This is a genomic window from Salipaludibacillus sp. HK11 (assembly GCF_047795645.1).
Classification (GTDB): Bacteria; Bacillota; Bacilli; order Bacillales; family Salisediminibacteriaceae; genus Salipaludibacillus.
Genome location: NZ_CP181045.1, coordinates 2360647 through 2374926 on the forward strand (window position 1 = coordinate 2360647; position 14280 = coordinate 2374926).

At 36.8% G+C, this 14280-nt stretch carries 14 protein-coding genes; 5 read left to right on the top strand and 9 right to left on the bottom strand.

The window, feature by feature from the left end; all coding sequences use genetic code 11:
* The first annotated feature begins 223 nt into the window (after window positions 1-223).
* Complete coding sequence (locus tag ACM26V_RS11650; RefSeq protein WP_416151578.1) at window positions 224-1117, top strand: polysaccharide deacetylase family protein; 894 nt, start codon at window positions 224-226, stop codon at window positions 1115-1117.
* 29 nt (window positions 1118-1146) lie between these two features.
* Here ACM26V_RS11650 and ACM26V_RS11655 read toward each other — a convergent pair whose 3' ends face one another.
* On the bottom strand, window positions 1147-1584 hold the full coding sequence (locus ACM26V_RS11655; protein ID WP_416151579.1) for a universal stress protein: 438 nt from the start codon (window positions 1582-1584) through the stop codon (window positions 1147-1149).
* Window positions 1585-1730: 146 nt separating this feature from the next.
* On the bottom strand, window positions 1731-1970 hold the full coding sequence (locus ACM26V_RS11660; RefSeq protein ID WP_416151580.1) for a YuzF family protein: 240 nt from the start codon (window positions 1968-1970) through the stop codon (window positions 1731-1733).
* A gap of 293 nt (window positions 1971-2263) precedes the next feature.
* On the opposite strand from ACM26V_RS11660, the gene ACM26V_RS11665 reads away from it, so the two are divergent.
* Window positions 2264-3064 carry a hypothetical protein gene (locus tag ACM26V_RS11665; RefSeq protein ID WP_416151581.1) on the top strand — a complete coding sequence of 267 codons (801 nt, stop codon included), beginning with the start codon at window positions 2264-2266 and terminating at the stop codon, window positions 3062-3064.
* A gap of 48 nt (window positions 3065-3112) precedes the next feature.
* On the opposite strand, the gene ACM26V_RS11670 is transcribed toward ACM26V_RS11665, so the two are convergent.
* Both ACM26V_RS11670 and ACM26V_RS11675 read right to left on the bottom strand, forming a co-directional pair.
* On the bottom strand, window positions 3113-3751 hold the full coding sequence (locus tag ACM26V_RS11670; protein WP_416151582.1) for a hypothetical protein: 639 nt from the start codon (window positions 3749-3751) through the stop codon (window positions 3113-3115).
* Window positions 3752-3820: 69 nt separating this feature from the next.
* Window positions 3821-5461: an O-acetylhomoserine aminocarboxypropyltransferase/cysteine synthase family protein gene (locus ACM26V_RS11675; RefSeq protein WP_416151583.1), complete on the bottom strand. Its 1641-nt coding sequence runs from the start codon at window positions 5459-5461 to the stop codon at window positions 3821-3823.
* A 431-nt stretch (window positions 5462-5892) separates the two neighbouring features.
* On the opposite strand from ACM26V_RS11675, the gene ACM26V_RS11680 reads away from it, so the two are divergent.
* Window positions 5893-6669 (top strand): HAD family hydrolase, encoded by a 777-nt coding sequence (locus tag ACM26V_RS11680; RefSeq protein WP_416151584.1) that lies wholly within the window; start codon window positions 5893-5895, stop codon window positions 6667-6669.
* Between the two features lie 60 nt (window positions 6670-6729).
* On the opposite strand, the gene ACM26V_RS11685 is transcribed toward ACM26V_RS11680, so the two are convergent.
* The 5 genes from ACM26V_RS11685 to ACM26V_RS11705 form a co-directional block, all read right to left on the bottom strand.
* Window positions 6730-8592 carry a fructose-specific PTS transporter subunit EIIC gene (locus ACM26V_RS11685; RefSeq protein ID WP_416151865.1) on the bottom strand — a complete coding sequence of 621 codons (1863 nt, stop codon included), beginning with the start codon at window positions 8590-8592 and terminating at the stop codon, window positions 6730-6732.
* 15 nt (window positions 8593-8607) lie between these two features.
* Entirely contained in the window at window positions 8608-9522 is a 915-nt protein-coding gene (pfkB, locus tag ACM26V_RS11690; RefSeq protein ID WP_416151585.1) for a 1-phosphofructokinase, read from the bottom strand.
* Window positions 9500-10276, bottom strand: coding sequence for a DeoR/GlpR family DNA-binding transcription regulator (locus ACM26V_RS11695; protein WP_416151586.1), 777 nt, complete (start codon window positions 10274-10276; stop codon window positions 9500-9502). The genes pfkB and ACM26V_RS11695 overlap by 23 nt, the downstream gene beginning before the upstream one ends.
* A 218-nt stretch (window positions 10277-10494) precedes the next feature.
* Entirely contained in the window at window positions 10495-10755 is a 261-nt protein-coding gene (locus ACM26V_RS11700) for a metal-sensitive transcriptional regulator (protein ID WP_416151587.1), read from the bottom strand.
* Between the two features lie 151 nt (window positions 10756-10906).
* On the bottom strand, window positions 10907-12109 hold the full coding sequence (locus ACM26V_RS11705) for a PQQ-dependent sugar dehydrogenase (RefSeq protein ID WP_416151588.1): 1203 nt from the start codon (window positions 12107-12109) through the stop codon (window positions 10907-10909).
* A gap of 219 nt (window positions 12110-12328) precedes the next feature.
* Between ACM26V_RS11705 and ACM26V_RS11710 the strand changes: the two genes are divergently transcribed.
* Together ACM26V_RS11710 and ACM26V_RS11715 are read left to right on the top strand one after the other, a co-directional pair.
* Window positions 12329-13546, top strand: a complete 1218-nt coding sequence (locus ACM26V_RS11710) for a processed acidic surface protein (protein WP_416151589.1) — start codon at window positions 12329-12331, stop codon at window positions 13544-13546.
* A gap of 1 nt (window position 13547) precedes the next feature.
* Window positions 13548-14246, top strand: coding sequence for a class D sortase (locus tag ACM26V_RS11715; protein WP_416151590.1), 699 nt, complete (start codon window positions 13548-13550; stop codon window positions 14244-14246).
* The last annotated feature ends 34 nt before the right edge of the window (window positions 14247-14280 follow it).

Consider the following 14280-nt stretch of genomic DNA (forward strand, 5'->3'; position numbering starts at 1 on the left):
CTGTCCACAAACGATGTTGTTTTCCAATTCTGATGACGATAAATTCTTTCGACAATTCTATTAAACAGCGACCACTTTTCTGAATATTATTGCAAATTAGATCAAAATTGATACAATACAGTCACTATCGTTTTTTACGAAAGATTGACTAACACTCTCTTAATCTCATTAGGTGTTTAAGAGTATTTCCAAATTGGTTCATTTAATTGAAGAGGAGACCATCATGAAAATATTTCGAGTTATAATCTTATTTGTATTGCTAACAGCAACAGCGACGAGCTATGTCTATCTTCAATCATTTACTGGCGAAAATGAACGTCCTCTGAACCAATCGATTTTAATTAAGAATAAAACTGATTTTAATGTGGCATTCGTTTTTAATAAAACCACATCGGAAGAAATAAACATTGGTGAAGTCAATAAAAAATGGCAAAATAAATCTATTCATAGCACTGAATGGGGCGAAAATGTTACAGGAGTGAAAAATAAGATCGACACGAACGAGAAGGTCATCGCGCTAACTTTCGATGCATGCGGTGGGGAATACGGAAATGACTACGATGAAGAACTCATTGCATTCTTAAACAAAAATGAGATTCCTGCCACGTTATTTTTTAATGCTAGATGGATCCGCGAAAATGAGGAGATATTTTTAGAACTAGCAGATAACCCACTTTTCTCTGTGCAAAATCATGGTACAAATCATTTACCATTATCCGTTTCAGGAAATACAGCTTGGGGAATCGAAGGGACAGATACAGTAGAAGGTGTTATGGAAGAAGTTATGGAAAATCAACGTATGATAGAGGATTTAACCGGAGAAAGTCCGCAATTTTTTCGATCTGGGACAGCTTATTACGATGATGTGGCGGTAGAAATAGTTAGCGATCTCGGTTTGACCGTTGTAAATTATGATATTCTTGGCGATGCTGGAGCTACCTACTCAGCTAGTCAAGTCGAAAAAGCCTTGCTGGAGTCTAGTTCAGGATCAATCCCTCTGCTTCATATGAATCAACCTAGTAGCGGGACTGCTGAGGGAGTAATAAATGCCATTCCTATCCTTAAAAAGCAAGGCTATTCTTTTGTTCAATTAGATGATCACATTCTTAAAGAATAATATTACTGCTTTCTAATTCAATAATATTATCATTTCACAACGAGTACATCTACTGTCGAATACCGAACGATATTTTCTGAAGTGCTTCCCATAACAAGATGGTCATACGAGTCTACTCCATTAGAGCCACAAACGACCATATCGGCGCCTACTTCATCAATAAGGTCATAGGCTATCACCGTTTTCGGGTTACCTTTTTCTATTCTAATTTGATAATTTTTGAACTGTAATTTTTCTATTTCCGACTTTAATTTTTTTCTCATCTCGATTGCATGTTCTTCAGCTAGCTCTGTAAATTTCCCAGGTTTATCAGGTAATAGATGTGGGGCGCGTGAATCAATAACATACGCCGCAGTTAATTTAGCATCATTTCTTCTTGCAAGATTTACAGCTTTAAACAAGGCTTTCTCCGCATCTTTTGACCCATCATAAGCTACGAGAACATGTTTATAATTTTCTTCTTCCATATCCATCATCGCTCCTTCATTTATGTATTTTTTCTTCCTATTATATGTTTTATTTTACCATGAACGCTGATAAATAATTAACTACTGCATAATATTTTTTAAAAAAGAGGGTAGACTTAGCCTCCCCTCTTCTTTGATTCAACTTTTCAAGTTGGCATCACCCAAATGATTTGCTGAATCCGAATGAAAAATGTCGAATCACTAACTTGAATTGCGACATGATCTGGTTTTACATCTGCCACCTTCCCCCTCACATTCCCCTGACATGTTTGCACAACAACTTCTGAGCCTTGCACTGACTGTAATGTTTGCACGACAAATGGGTCATATGAGGTCATATACTGTACCGTATTTCCATGATTTTGTCTTGACTGATTATTATCCATATATGTTCCCCTCCTTCGTTTAGTTAAGACCACTCCCATCATATGCCTATAAAAAAAAACTGTGCTATAAATTAAGAGGTGTTGGATCTTTGATCAGGATCAGGCTCAAACTTTTGGATATACCTCCATTTGTACATCTCGTGTTATAATGAATTAAATTATTTTCTAATATTAAAGTGATCTTCTACAATTGATTATAGATGAAGACAAATCATTTAAATTAGAAAGCTAATCTTGTTTAATGAAAGGCAATTTAGTTAACACCAATTTAAATCTCTACAAGAGGTGACTTTATGCAAAAGAACAAATTAATTATTTTATTGATTGGTTCGACGATTCTAATTGTCCTAGTTATTTACATGGTGATGTTAGAGTCTGAGCAACCAAATTCAAACAACAGTACGGAATCAAATATTACGACCTCAAGTGACGACAGTTTTGATGAGGAACAGCAGGAAAATTCACAAGAAAATTCCGGGAACTTTCTAAACGCTGAATCTGAAAATGAGTTAACTGATGGAAATAATGAAGAAATAAACGACACAGATGAACACGAAGCTCGTGAGAAGGCTATCGAAACGATTTCAAATCAAAATTTGAATGAATCTGTTAACGAATTGACGCAAGACACCCTTTATGAACATTTGGTTTTATACCAGAATTTCCGTTTTATGCTCAATGATGAGGATGAGGTTACTAGAGAGGAAGATATTGAAAGTAATGCTGAGTGGATAGCAATTGAATTGAAAGGATGGCATGATCACGCTTCAGAGAATTATCAATTTACCTATTCGAAAGATCAGTTCCTTGCTTTCGTTGAAGAAGAAAATTATCTTGAAGATGAAGATATGATAACATTGGTTTTATATGATGAGTTGAAAAAAGTAAATGAAGATCTATACGTAAGACAATTAGAAACTCATTACCTCAAACCTTATATTTGGAATAGTGTCGAAGACCAAGTCGCTGCTGAATTCTCTGACGAAGTACCAGATAACGACGAAAATCGCAGAAGCCTTTTATATTCTTCATTAGAGCAAGAAATCATGACTAAGCTTGTTGAGGAGAATCCTAATTTTTTTGACACTGAATAAAATAACCATTAGAAAAACTCGCCCGCTATTTACAGCAGGGCGAGTTTTTTAAGGTATATAGTTTTCAAAGTCTATTTCATATTGATGATTTACAGAAGAATCTACGCTATCTTCTACGATAACTGTAGCTGGCATAGAAAAATCGAGATCGCCTACATTCAAATAAATCGTCTTCATTGCTCCAGATCCATGAACTTCTGTAGAAAATGGTTCTATTTCCTTCTCATCTTGAATCATTTTCAGGTCATACACGTACCCCTTATTTTCATTAAAACGGATATGAATGGGTAAGTATTGGTCGAATAACTCCTGTTTCACTTCTTGTGAAGAAGGTATTCTACCGTAATGATCAAATACATTCCTAGCTATATTTATCGTTGTTAAATAAGGTGTCTCAATATAAGCAAAGGCGACATGAGATTCGGTACCTAGACTTTCTTCCGGACTCTCAAGTAAATAGTCTTCGATTAATATTATTGACGTCGTCCCTTTTCCAATTGCTCGGTTAATTTCCTTATCTGATAAGAAGTAAAAGTAATCTTCATTTTCAAACGATTGTTCCAATACTCCCGACCTAGAATTCGATTGATCAAACGTTCCGATCACCTTTTCTTGAAATAGATATAGTGATACACCAATAACTAGCATCGTCATGAACACCATACTAATGAACATTTTTTTCAACATAGACATCCCGTCCTCTTGAAATCATTATACAAGAGAAAACGGGATGTTAAAATAGTACGATATTTTAAATTAAACGGTAATAACTTCTACACCGTCAATTTTTTCTTCGATTGATTTTGTTACGTTATCTTCATTCGTAAATATTGCTTTCGGATTTATTTGTGCTACTAATTCTTTTATTTTAACAGACTCTTTTGCAGACGATACATATAGATAATCAACTACTTGGCCATCTGACTGTTCAGAAACGACTTGGTAACCTAATCGTTTCCAATATTTAATACTTTGGCTGTTTCTATCGGAAGCATTTGTAACGTATATCACTTTTTTTCGTGGTCCATCGTCTGTATGTTCAATCGCAGAAGCATTTGCCTCATTGATGATAGCCTGTTTATCATTAATAGATTCTTCTGCTGATTTTCCTGTCGCTTTTGCTAAAGCTTGATTTAAGTCCTCAAAAATATCTTGAAGATCTTCAAGACCAACAGACAACCTAACTAAATCTTCTGTAACCCCTGCTGAAATCATTTCTTCTTTCGAAAGCTGAAGATGTGTTGTACTAGCAGGATGAATGATTAAACTCTTTGCATCTCCGACATTAGCAACATGAGACCACAAATTGACGTTACGGATTAAATCACGCCCCGCATCAATGCCGCCTTCAATTCCAAAATTGACGATCGCTCCGAATCCATTCTTTAAATACTTCTTTCCTAATTCATGAGAAGAATGCTCCTCTAATCCTGGATAACTTACCCATGTCACTGCAGGATGTGCTTTTAGTTTTTTGGCAATTTGCATGGCATTATCTTGGTGTTTTTCCATACGAAGCGATAATGTTTCTAGTCCCTGAAGAAGTTGAAAAGCATTAAAAGGACTTAAGCAAGATCCCAAATCTCTCATCAATTGCACCCGAAGTTTCATAATGAAAGCAAGATCGCCTAAATCACGTGCATAAACGAGGCCACCGTAACTGTTGTCAGGCTCATGAAACCCAGGGAATTTCTCTTCATTCCAAGTAAATCTTCCCCCATCGATGACGACACCGCCAATCGTTGTTCCATGCCCTCCAATCCACTTTGTAGCAGAATGAATAACAATATCTGCCCCAAATTGCAAAGGTTTACAATTTGCTGGAGAACCAAATGTATTATCAATGATTAGTGGAATCTTTGCCTCGTGAGCAACATCAGATATTGCTTCAAAATCTAATACATGAAGACTTGGGTTTCCAATTGTTTCTGCAAAGACAGCTTTTGTTTTCGGTGTAATCGCTTTTCTGACTTCTTCTGGATTGGTTACATCAACAAAATGGACATTAATACCATACTTTGGTAGTGTCACGGCAAATAAATTGTATGTACCACCATAAAGGTTCGATGCCGCAACAATTTCATCTCCCGCATGAGCGATATTCATAATCGTCATCGTAATCGCAGCCATTCCAGATGACGTTGCCAACGCTCCAACTCCGTCTTCTAGAATCGCCATTCGTTTCTCAAATGCGTCAACGGTTGGGTTCATAATTCTACTATAAATATTACCTGGTTCTTGTAAAGAGAAAAGCCTTTCTGCATGTTCTGCATCATCAAATACGTAGGAAGTAGTTTGATAGATTGGTACCGCCCTCGATCCTGTCGTTGGATCAGGTACTTGTCCTGCATGCAATAACTGTGTTGCCGTTCCAAACTGATTCGCTTTCTTTGTCATGATTTGGCCTCCTAGCTTATTTTAGAAAAATATCTTGCTAATAAAGAAATCCATCCCTAACAAGGGTTGAATACACTTTAATAGTGTGAAAAAACCTCTGCCACTCTAGATAACAATGAGATATCATTAGTATGAATGTACTTCTGATACCAACAACTAAATATGTACAAAGCTGATAATTATTTGAATATTAACACTTTTATATTGATACGTCAACGTTTTACGCCTTACATCAACATTTATCGTTCTCCTTTTTCGTTATTTTCTTCACTATCCCTTAAAAAGATGGTTTACATTATCAGTTTTTTTATATACGCTATTTGTAACCTAGTCATAGTAAAGTTTCTTCTTGATTTTCAGGCGATTTGCAAACATTATTAACAATGAAGCATGACTGATACGTGCATACTATTTATTCACAGGAGGATACGATGATTAACACGATTTTTTTCGATTTAGATGACACGTTACTATGGGACGAAAAGAGTGTCCAAAAAGCATTTGAAGCGACATGTAACTATGCAGCAACATTTCATGAAATTCAGCCCTCTGATTTAGAACATGCTGTGCGCATGCATGCTCGAGAACTATATGCTAGTTATGACACATACGAGTTCACCAAAATGATTGGCATTAATCCTTTTGAAGGGTTATGGGGAAATTTCAATGATGCTGGCGATGACTTTCAGAAAATGAAAGAGATTGTTCCACAATATAGACGAGATGCCTGGACAAAAGGGCTTCAGGCTCTAGGGATTAACGACATTGAATTAGCCGCCGTGCTTGCGGAACGGTTTCCAGCGGAAAGAAAAAAAGTGCCGTTCCTATTTGACGATGCACTTCCTATTTTAGAAAAGCTAAGCAAGGATTATTCTCTATTAATGTTAACGAATGGTTCGCCTGAATTACAAAACGTAAAATTGACAATTACTCCGGAACTCGAGCCTTACTTTGATGAGATTATTATCTCTGGAGCATACGGTCGTGGAAAACCGGATGTAACAATTTTTGATTATGCCTTAAACAAAATCGACAAGAAAAAAGAAGAAGTTCTTATGGTTGGTGACAATTTAATGACAGATATTCTCGGTGCCAATCGAACAGGCATAAAATCTGTCTGGTTGAATCGGTTTGAAAAAGAACGTAATGACGTAACACCAGATTATGAAATCAAAAATCTCGATGAGTTAATGGAGTTGTTGAAATAATTCCTAATTTTTTACAAAAAAAGGTATGAGAGCACTAAAGCTCACATACCTTTTAATCATTTATGCTACAATTTTCTTTTTCCAAAAACCGAGCATTATTGCAGTCACTGCTGCACCAGCTAAAATAGCTACAACATACATAAACCAATTATCTACAAATGGTAGAACAAAGATTCCTCCGTGCGGAGCCTCTGTTGCGTTCCCAAATGCCATTGCCAATCCACCAGCAACGGCAGAACCAGCAATAATTGAAGGGATTACTCTTCCTGGGTCAGATGCCGCAAACGGAATCGCCCCTTCTGTAATAAAGGATGCCCCTAGTACATAATTTGTTTTCCCAGCGTCACGCTCTTGTCTTGTAAATTTACTCTTGAAGAAAGTCGTTGCAAAAGCAATTCCTAACGGCGGAACCATTCCACCTGCCATGATCGCCGCATGTGGTGCGAAATTTCCTGCTTCAATCATTGCAATACCGAATGTAAATGCCGCTTTGTTAATCGGTCCACCCATATCAACTGCCATCATTCCACCTAATAAAATACCTAAGAGAACAATATTCCCTGTTCCTAGTCCAGAAAGCCAATCTACAAGACCTCCCTGAATTGCGCTAAGCGGTGTGACAAGAAAGTGCATTGCTAAACCTGTTAAGAAAATACCAAATACCGGTAGTAAAAGAATCGTACGAATTCCGTCTAAAGATTGTGGAACAAATGAGAATACTCTTCTTAATCCAAGTACAAGATACCCTGCCAAGAACCCGGCAATAATTCCACCTAAGAAACCTGCATCTCCATTTGCGGCCATTAATCCACCGACCATACCTGCAGCAAAACCTGGTCTATCGGCAATACTCATTGCTATAAACCCTGCCAATACAGGAACCATTAAGAAGAATGCGTTAGCTCCACCAATTGCGGATAGAATATCAGCGAAAGCAGAAGGTTCTCCATCAACTGGATTTTCAAAGAAGAATGAGAGAGCAATTAAAATCCCTCCACCGACAACGAATGGTAACATGTTTGAAACACCATTCATTAAGTGCTTATAAAAACCTGGACGTTTTCCTTCTTCTTCATCCGATCCACTAGAGGCTTCTCCACTTTGAAAAACCGATACATTGCCACTAGCAGCTTTTTCTAGCAACTCCGCAGGTTTTCGTATACCTGCTACAACAGGAGCATTTATTAGTTTCTTGCCTGAAAAACGTGCTGTTTCAACATCTGTGTCAGCTGCAATAATAACTGCATCAGCCCTTTGAATATCAGCCTTCGTTAATCTATTTCGAACCCCATCTGAGCCGTTTGTTTCAACTTTAATATCATATCCTAATTCTTTTGCTTTGGCCTTTAATCCGTCAGCTGCCATATACGTATGAGCAATCCCTGTCGGACAGCCTGTAACTGCAACAAAAAACGGTCGCTCTTCTGTTGAATCAGTTGCCTGCTCTTCTTTAGTTGCATCAATTTTTTCTTTTTCTTTTTGATCAACAGCTTTTAAAATTTCTTCTTCTGAACGAGCTTCCATTAATATTTTTCGGAAATCTTCATCCATTAGCAACGTTGATAACCTTGATAATGTTTGAAGATGAAGATCATTAGCCCCATCACTTGCTGCTATCATGAAAAACAAATGACTTTTCTCCCCATCTAGCGCGTCATAATCGACGCCTGTCTTCGATCGACCAAAAACAATTGTTGGCTCTTTAACAGACTTACTTTTCGCGTGAGGAATCGCTACGCCCTCGCCAATCCCTGTTGAACTTTGTTCTTCTCGTTTATGAATTTCCTCGATAAATGATTGCTTGTTTTGCAATTTTCCAGCCTTGTCTAGTTTCGTTGCCAATTCATCGATGACTTCCTTTTTTGTTGAAGAAACAAGGTCTAATATCATTGTCTCTTTTGTTAACAATTCTGTTATTTTCAACATAATCACCCCTTCTTAATTAGTTTCAATTGACACTTCTTTAATTAATGATTGCACTTGATTTAACGAACAAAAATCTTCTGAAAAAGCTGTTGCACTTCCAGCCGCAACACTAAATCGAAATGCCTCTTCGATTTCCGTCGATTGCATGTAGGCAAACAAGAAACCTGCTACCATCGAATCTCCTGCTCCGACTGAATTTTTCACAATACCTTGTGGAACGGTTGCGAGAAATGAATTCTCCTTTGTAACTAAAGCAGCTCCTTCCCCAGCCATGGAAATCAGTACATTCTGAACTTCTCCTGCATCTACTGTTTTTTTAGCTAATTTAACAGCAGATTTAAGATCGGAAATTGACTCTTCATATAGTTCTTCTAGCTCGTGTTGATTCGGTTTGATTAGAAATGGTTTAGCCTCAATTGCCGCTTTAAGAGGAAGACCGCTAGTATCTACGAAAGTCACGACTCCTCTTTGTTTCACTTGATCTATGATGATTTTGTAGATCTCAGTGGATAGTATCGATGGCACGCTACCTGATAATACAAGTACATCTCCACTTGCCAACATATCTAATTGTTTCATTAATTTATCAACGTGATAATCAAGTATTTCTGGAGCTTTCCCATTGATTTCGGTTTCCATGTCAGTTTGAAGTTTCACATTGATTCGTGTTTGTCCTTCTGTATCAATAAACCTGTGAATAATTCCCTCTTTGTTCAATTCATCTTTAATAAATGATCCTGTAAAACCTGCCGTAAACCCTAACACTTCTGAATAGGTACCAAACCTCTTTAGTACTCTTGAAACATTAATCCCTTTTCCACCCGGGACCATCTTCTGAGCTTCAGCACGGTTTGTCTTCCCTAGACTGAATTGCTCTACCTCCAATAAATAATCTACAGAAGGATTAAGAGTGATTGTGTATATCATCGTTATTCACCACCTCTAAATTGGTTAAATTTGATAATTTTTCAATATAATCATCATCTTTCCCGTCGATCGTAATAAGTATTGCATCCTCAATATTTGCAAATTTTGCAAATGTTGCATCGCCAAATTTTGATGGATCTGCTAACACATAAGCCTGCGATGATTGCTTAATAGCAAGTTTTTTAATATGCGCTTCCTCAGGGTCAGGAGTAGAGAAACCGAAATTGAGATCAATACCATTCGTACCCATAAAAGCTTTATCGAAACGAAATTCTTGAATCGCATCAACGGCTCCCTTACCGACGAATGCATGAGTTCCAGTTTTTACATATCCTCCTACAACATAGGTTCGGAAATGATGTAGCATGGATTGCTCGATAATATTTAGACCATTCGAAACAATCACAACATCCTTTGCTTCTATATAAGGGATCATCGCTTGTGTCGTCGTTCCTGCATCAATATAGAGACAATCCCCATCTTTCACAAAACTGGCTGCTCTCTTCCCAATCTGTCTCTTTTCAGTATTGAATTGTTGTTTCTTTTCAATCATGGTTGGTTCGTCTACTTTACTTTTTACAATGGAAGCGCCACCATGAATACGCTTTAATTTTTGCTCGTTTTCAAGGATCGTTAAGTCTCTTCGAATTGTTGACTCTGAAGCTCCAGTTTCATCTACTAGCTCTTGCAACTTTGCTACTTTCTGTTCTTGAAGTAAACTTAGGATTTTATCGTAACGCTCAAAAGTAAGCATTTACATTCACACCTTTTCTGCTGTTATTGTCATTATATCTCACACATCAATCAAAATCAATAAAAATCAATCAGATTTATTTAATTTTATTCAAAATCAATCAAAAACAGTCAATCCAGGTCATAAAAAAAGAAAGCCAGATTAGTCCCTCGGCTTTCTTTTTTATAATTAATGAAGAAAACAATGGTCCAGATGACCAAATCGTTCACACTATCTTACTATCTACTTTTCACTAGCATATTAATAGCTTCTTCAATTACTTCTTCTCGTTTCTCTTCGGACTCTGCCTCATTTCTAAGGCACGTTTCAAGGTTTCTAGCAACGACATAAGCAGTTGCCCGGTCCAATGCAGAACGAATGGCAGACATTTGTGTGATAATATCTTTGCAATCCTTTTCTTCATCCATCATTCGCAAGACGCCTCTTACTTGTCCTTCAACACGCTTCAAACGGTTTTTCATATCAGACGAATAATCCATAAATCCACCACCTTTTCATTACAAACCATTTAAATGAAATGTATATCACAAAAATTTAATAAGTTGATTCCTTTTTCTAATCACTTATCATATTACTATATAGTAACTTGTAAATCCAACAATACCTATGACCAGACCTTCTTCAAAAATATTAGTCAGTAATCGTTAATTTAAGCAAACGGTCATCATTATCTTGCGGTGTTCCTCGTCCGTCTGTATTATTCGTTATAAGGTAAATAGCGCCATCCTGATATTTCACATCTCGAAGTCTACCTTCCCCTTGAAAAACTTCGATCATTTCCATTTCATCTTCATTAAAGTAATAGAGGCTTTCTCCTCTTAAACCGGTTACTAATAATTGATTATCCCAAAATGCAATACCTGAAGGTGCCCATGTATCTTCACCTGATTGAATCAATGGTTCTTCCATTCCTTCGTTTGTTTGATTGCCTTCAATCACTGGCCAACCATAATTATTACCTGGTTGGATAAGATTAATTTCATCTTGAGCAGTCGGACCATGCTCTGAACTGTATAATTCTCCAGTTTCATTCCATGCCAATCCTTGTGGATTACGGTGTCCGTAACTATAGACATATGAATCCTCAGTTGGATTGTCTGAAGGAACTTCTCCCATTTGTGTCATTCTTAAAATACTACCTGACAAATTAGATTCTTCTTGGGAATCGTTTGGACTATTTGCATCTCCAGTTGTTACATATAGCATTTCATCGGGGCCAATCGCTAATCTACCACCGTTATGGGTTGCCGCACCTGGTATATCATCTAAAAGAACGTCGATCTCAGTCCAGTCTCCATCAGATTGTTTTTCAACCTGAACCACTCGATTCAATAACGAGTTATCATTCGATTGAAATGTATAGTAAGCAAAGCCCAGCCCTGTCTCTGAGAAGTCATCAGCAAGAATAAAGCCAAGAAGACCGCCTTCACCTGTATGTTCAATAGAATTAGATGTGTCTATCTCGTTTCTTTCAACTTCTCCATCCGCTATTTCTAAAATGTGCCCATGTCTATCTGTCATGTACACCGTACCATCATGAATATTTATCGACCAAGGGATTTCAAGATTCTCAGCCAACGTTTCTACTTCCCAATTATCGGTTGACATTTCGCTCAACTGAGTTTTTTCTGTTGAGTTGTCCTGTTCATTAAATTTATCCGTGCTATTATTCCTTTGAGTATTATCTGTTTGATTATTCGCGGGTTCGTTATTTTCAATTTGGTCATTTGAACTGGCATTATTTAAGTTATCTGTTTCGTTCGATTGACAAGACATTAAGAATAATGCGATTCCGATTATAATCATACTTCGTAAAAACAATCGTTTACTCATGCACTTCCCCTCCTCATATTCGCACTATACCCGTCTCAAAAAACTTTATTCTTCCTAACGCTAGTTTAATCCGGTTATTTTCCTTTTTTACAGATCCACAAATTCTTCTAACCCTACCTCCGAAAGTTTTTACAATATTGTAAAAATAATGCTATCTATTATTTTCTTTTCGACTTATAATATGATAGAAATGACAATTGAATACGAGGAGGAGTTGCTATGAAAGGATTATTCATAGCTTTATTAGTTAGTATATTTTTTGTTAGTTTTCCATCTGCAGGAAATGCTGCACCAAAGGAAAAGGAAGTTAATTCATTTTTACAGGAAATCAACTGGGAAAAGAATGACTTAATTGAGTACTTAGATTTCTATGGATGGAAAGTAAAAGATTTTAATGATATTGATGAGTTACGTGATTTTTGTGGTCCTGTCTTAACGGTAAAGAATTTAAATGAACTACTGGAAGAATATGAATTGACATTAGAAGAAGCAACGAATCTCCTCGTCGAATATGGGTTAATAGAAGTTGGAGAAACCATTTTTGATCAATATAAGTTTTTAGATGATTTAGATTGGGACCTTTATGATTATTATTATTATCCGTCGACTCCGTTATCACAAGATGGTATAGACAAGTTGTTAATAGAATACAATCTCACTTACGAAGAACTTCTTTCTCTATTAGCTGAGTTCGACGATTCACTAGATAATTATGAGTACGTTGAAGACCTTGATTTTGCTATTTGGGTTTATCTTTACTCTGATGAGGATTATTTTGAATTTAGTGACGAAGATTTTGATGATATTTTTAACCAAGTTGGTTTAACTATAGATGAATTGGAACGGTTATTTGAGCATTTTATGATGTTAGATTATGATGATGCTTTTATGGATAAGTTAGAAGCACTCGCTAATCGAATGATTGCTTTTGAGGATTTCAATGGTGCATCAGAATTAACTGCTAAGCAAGTAGCCGAACTGCTTGATATTTTTTCTGAGTTAATGGCATTATTGGAAATGGATGCTAAGTTTTATCTCGTTAAAGGGGAAGAACAAGTAGCGATTTCACTAGATGCACTTTTTAAGATGACAACATCTGAAGGCTATGACCTACTGATTGAACTTTATAATAAGCAAGGTGATTTTCTTGCAGATATTTTAATTACTGCTGACATGCTAGGATCTGAATTAATTATTGAAACAGGGATGGACTTAAAGAAGACAGAGGATATTCTTGAACAAAAAGAAACTAAGGTTTCTGATGTGGAAAAAGTTGTCCCCCCTTCGAAAAGTGATTCTGGTTCGATAACAAAAACAGAACACGGGGCTAAATTGCCTAAAACGGCTTCTAATTATATGACAGATATTGCTTTCGGACTTTCTATAACACTATTCGGTTTCTTCTTCTACCGAAAATTCAGATTAAAAAGCGTTTAATATGCAAGAAAAGATAGCTACTAAAAAACGGTTGTTTTTTCTATTTTTTAGTTTGATCATGATCGTCGGGGGTCTTTGGTTTTCCACAACAAATGCATATACTTTTTTCAAAGGGTACCTTATTTATAAAACTTATGAAGCATCAGATTACGAACAAGAGGAAAAAACTTTTTCCTTAATTGAAAAAAAAGACGCTAGTCAGAGAGTTTTGCCAACGAGAAGCGAAGAGCAGCTATACTCAGAAATCCCAGAAATAGGAGACCTCATCGGTGAATTATACATACCTACACTTGATGCAACGTTACCTATATATCATGGCACGGATGAAGACGAGTTAGATAAAGGAGTAGGACATTTTTCCGGGAGTGTCCTACCTGGTGAAAATGACAATTCCGTATTGGCAGGGCACCGTGACACTGTTTTCAGACGACTAGGTGAAGTCGGTATCAATGATTTATTAATCGTTACTACTTCGGCTGGTGAATTTACGTATAAAGTGAAAAAAGTCCGCATCGTTGATGAAGATGATCGCACCGTCATTGTCCCTCGCCCTCGAGCAACACTGACTGTTTCAACTTGTTACCCATTTACTTTTGTTGGTTCCGCTCCTGAAAGGTACGTACTAGTAGCAGAACTGCGCGAGAATGAACAAGAGAGCAACAGAACTATCAAATCCAAGGAAGTACGAAAGCACCCGTGAATGGATAATATCTTAAAAACAGGTTATTTCTTCA

Coding starts and splice junctions, on each gene's coding strand:
- ACM26V_RS11650 (WP_416151578.1), top strand. CDS start 224: ATGAAAATATTTCGAGTTATAATCTTATTTGTATTGCTAACAGCAACA.
- ACM26V_RS11655 (WP_416151579.1), bottom strand. CDS start 1,584: ATGGAAGAAGAAAATTATAAACATGTTCTCGTAGCTTATGATGGGTCA.
- ACM26V_RS11660 (WP_416151580.1), bottom strand. CDS start 1,970: ATGGATAATAATCAGTCAAGACAAAATCATGGAAATACGGTACAGTAT.
- ACM26V_RS11665 (WP_416151581.1), top strand. CDS start 2,264: ATGCAAAAGAACAAATTAATTATTTTATTGATTGGTTCGACGATTCTA.
- ACM26V_RS11670 (WP_416151582.1), bottom strand. CDS start 3,751: ATGTTGAAAAAAATGTTCATTAGTATGGTGTTCATGACGATGCTAGTT.
- ACM26V_RS11675 (WP_416151583.1), bottom strand. CDS start 5,461: ATGACAAAGAAAGCGAATCAGTTTGGAACGGCAACACAGTTATTGCAT.
- ACM26V_RS11680 (WP_416151584.1), top strand. CDS start 5,893: ATGATTAACACGATTTTTTTCGATTTAGATGACACGTTACTATGGGAC.
- pfkB (WP_416151585.1), bottom strand. CDS start 9,522: ATGATATACACAATCACTCTTAATCCTTCTGTAGATTATTTATTGGAG.
- ACM26V_RS11695 (WP_416151586.1), bottom strand. CDS start 10,276: ATGCTTACTTTTGAGCGTTACGATAAAATCCTAAGTTTACTTCAAGAA.
- ACM26V_RS11700 (WP_416151587.1), bottom strand. CDS start 10,755: ATGGATTATTCGTCTGATATGAAAAACCGTTTGAAGCGTGTTGAAGGA.
- ACM26V_RS11705 (WP_416151588.1), bottom strand. CDS start 12,109: ATGAGTAAACGATTGTTTTTACGAAGTATGATTATAATCGGAATCGCA.
- ACM26V_RS11710 (WP_416151589.1), top strand. CDS start 12,329: ATGAAAGGATTATTCATAGCTTTATTAGTTAGTATATTTTTTGTTAGT.
- ACM26V_RS11715 (WP_416151590.1), top strand. CDS start 13,548: ATGCAAGAAAAGATAGCTACTAAAAAACGGTTGTTTTTTCTATTTTTT.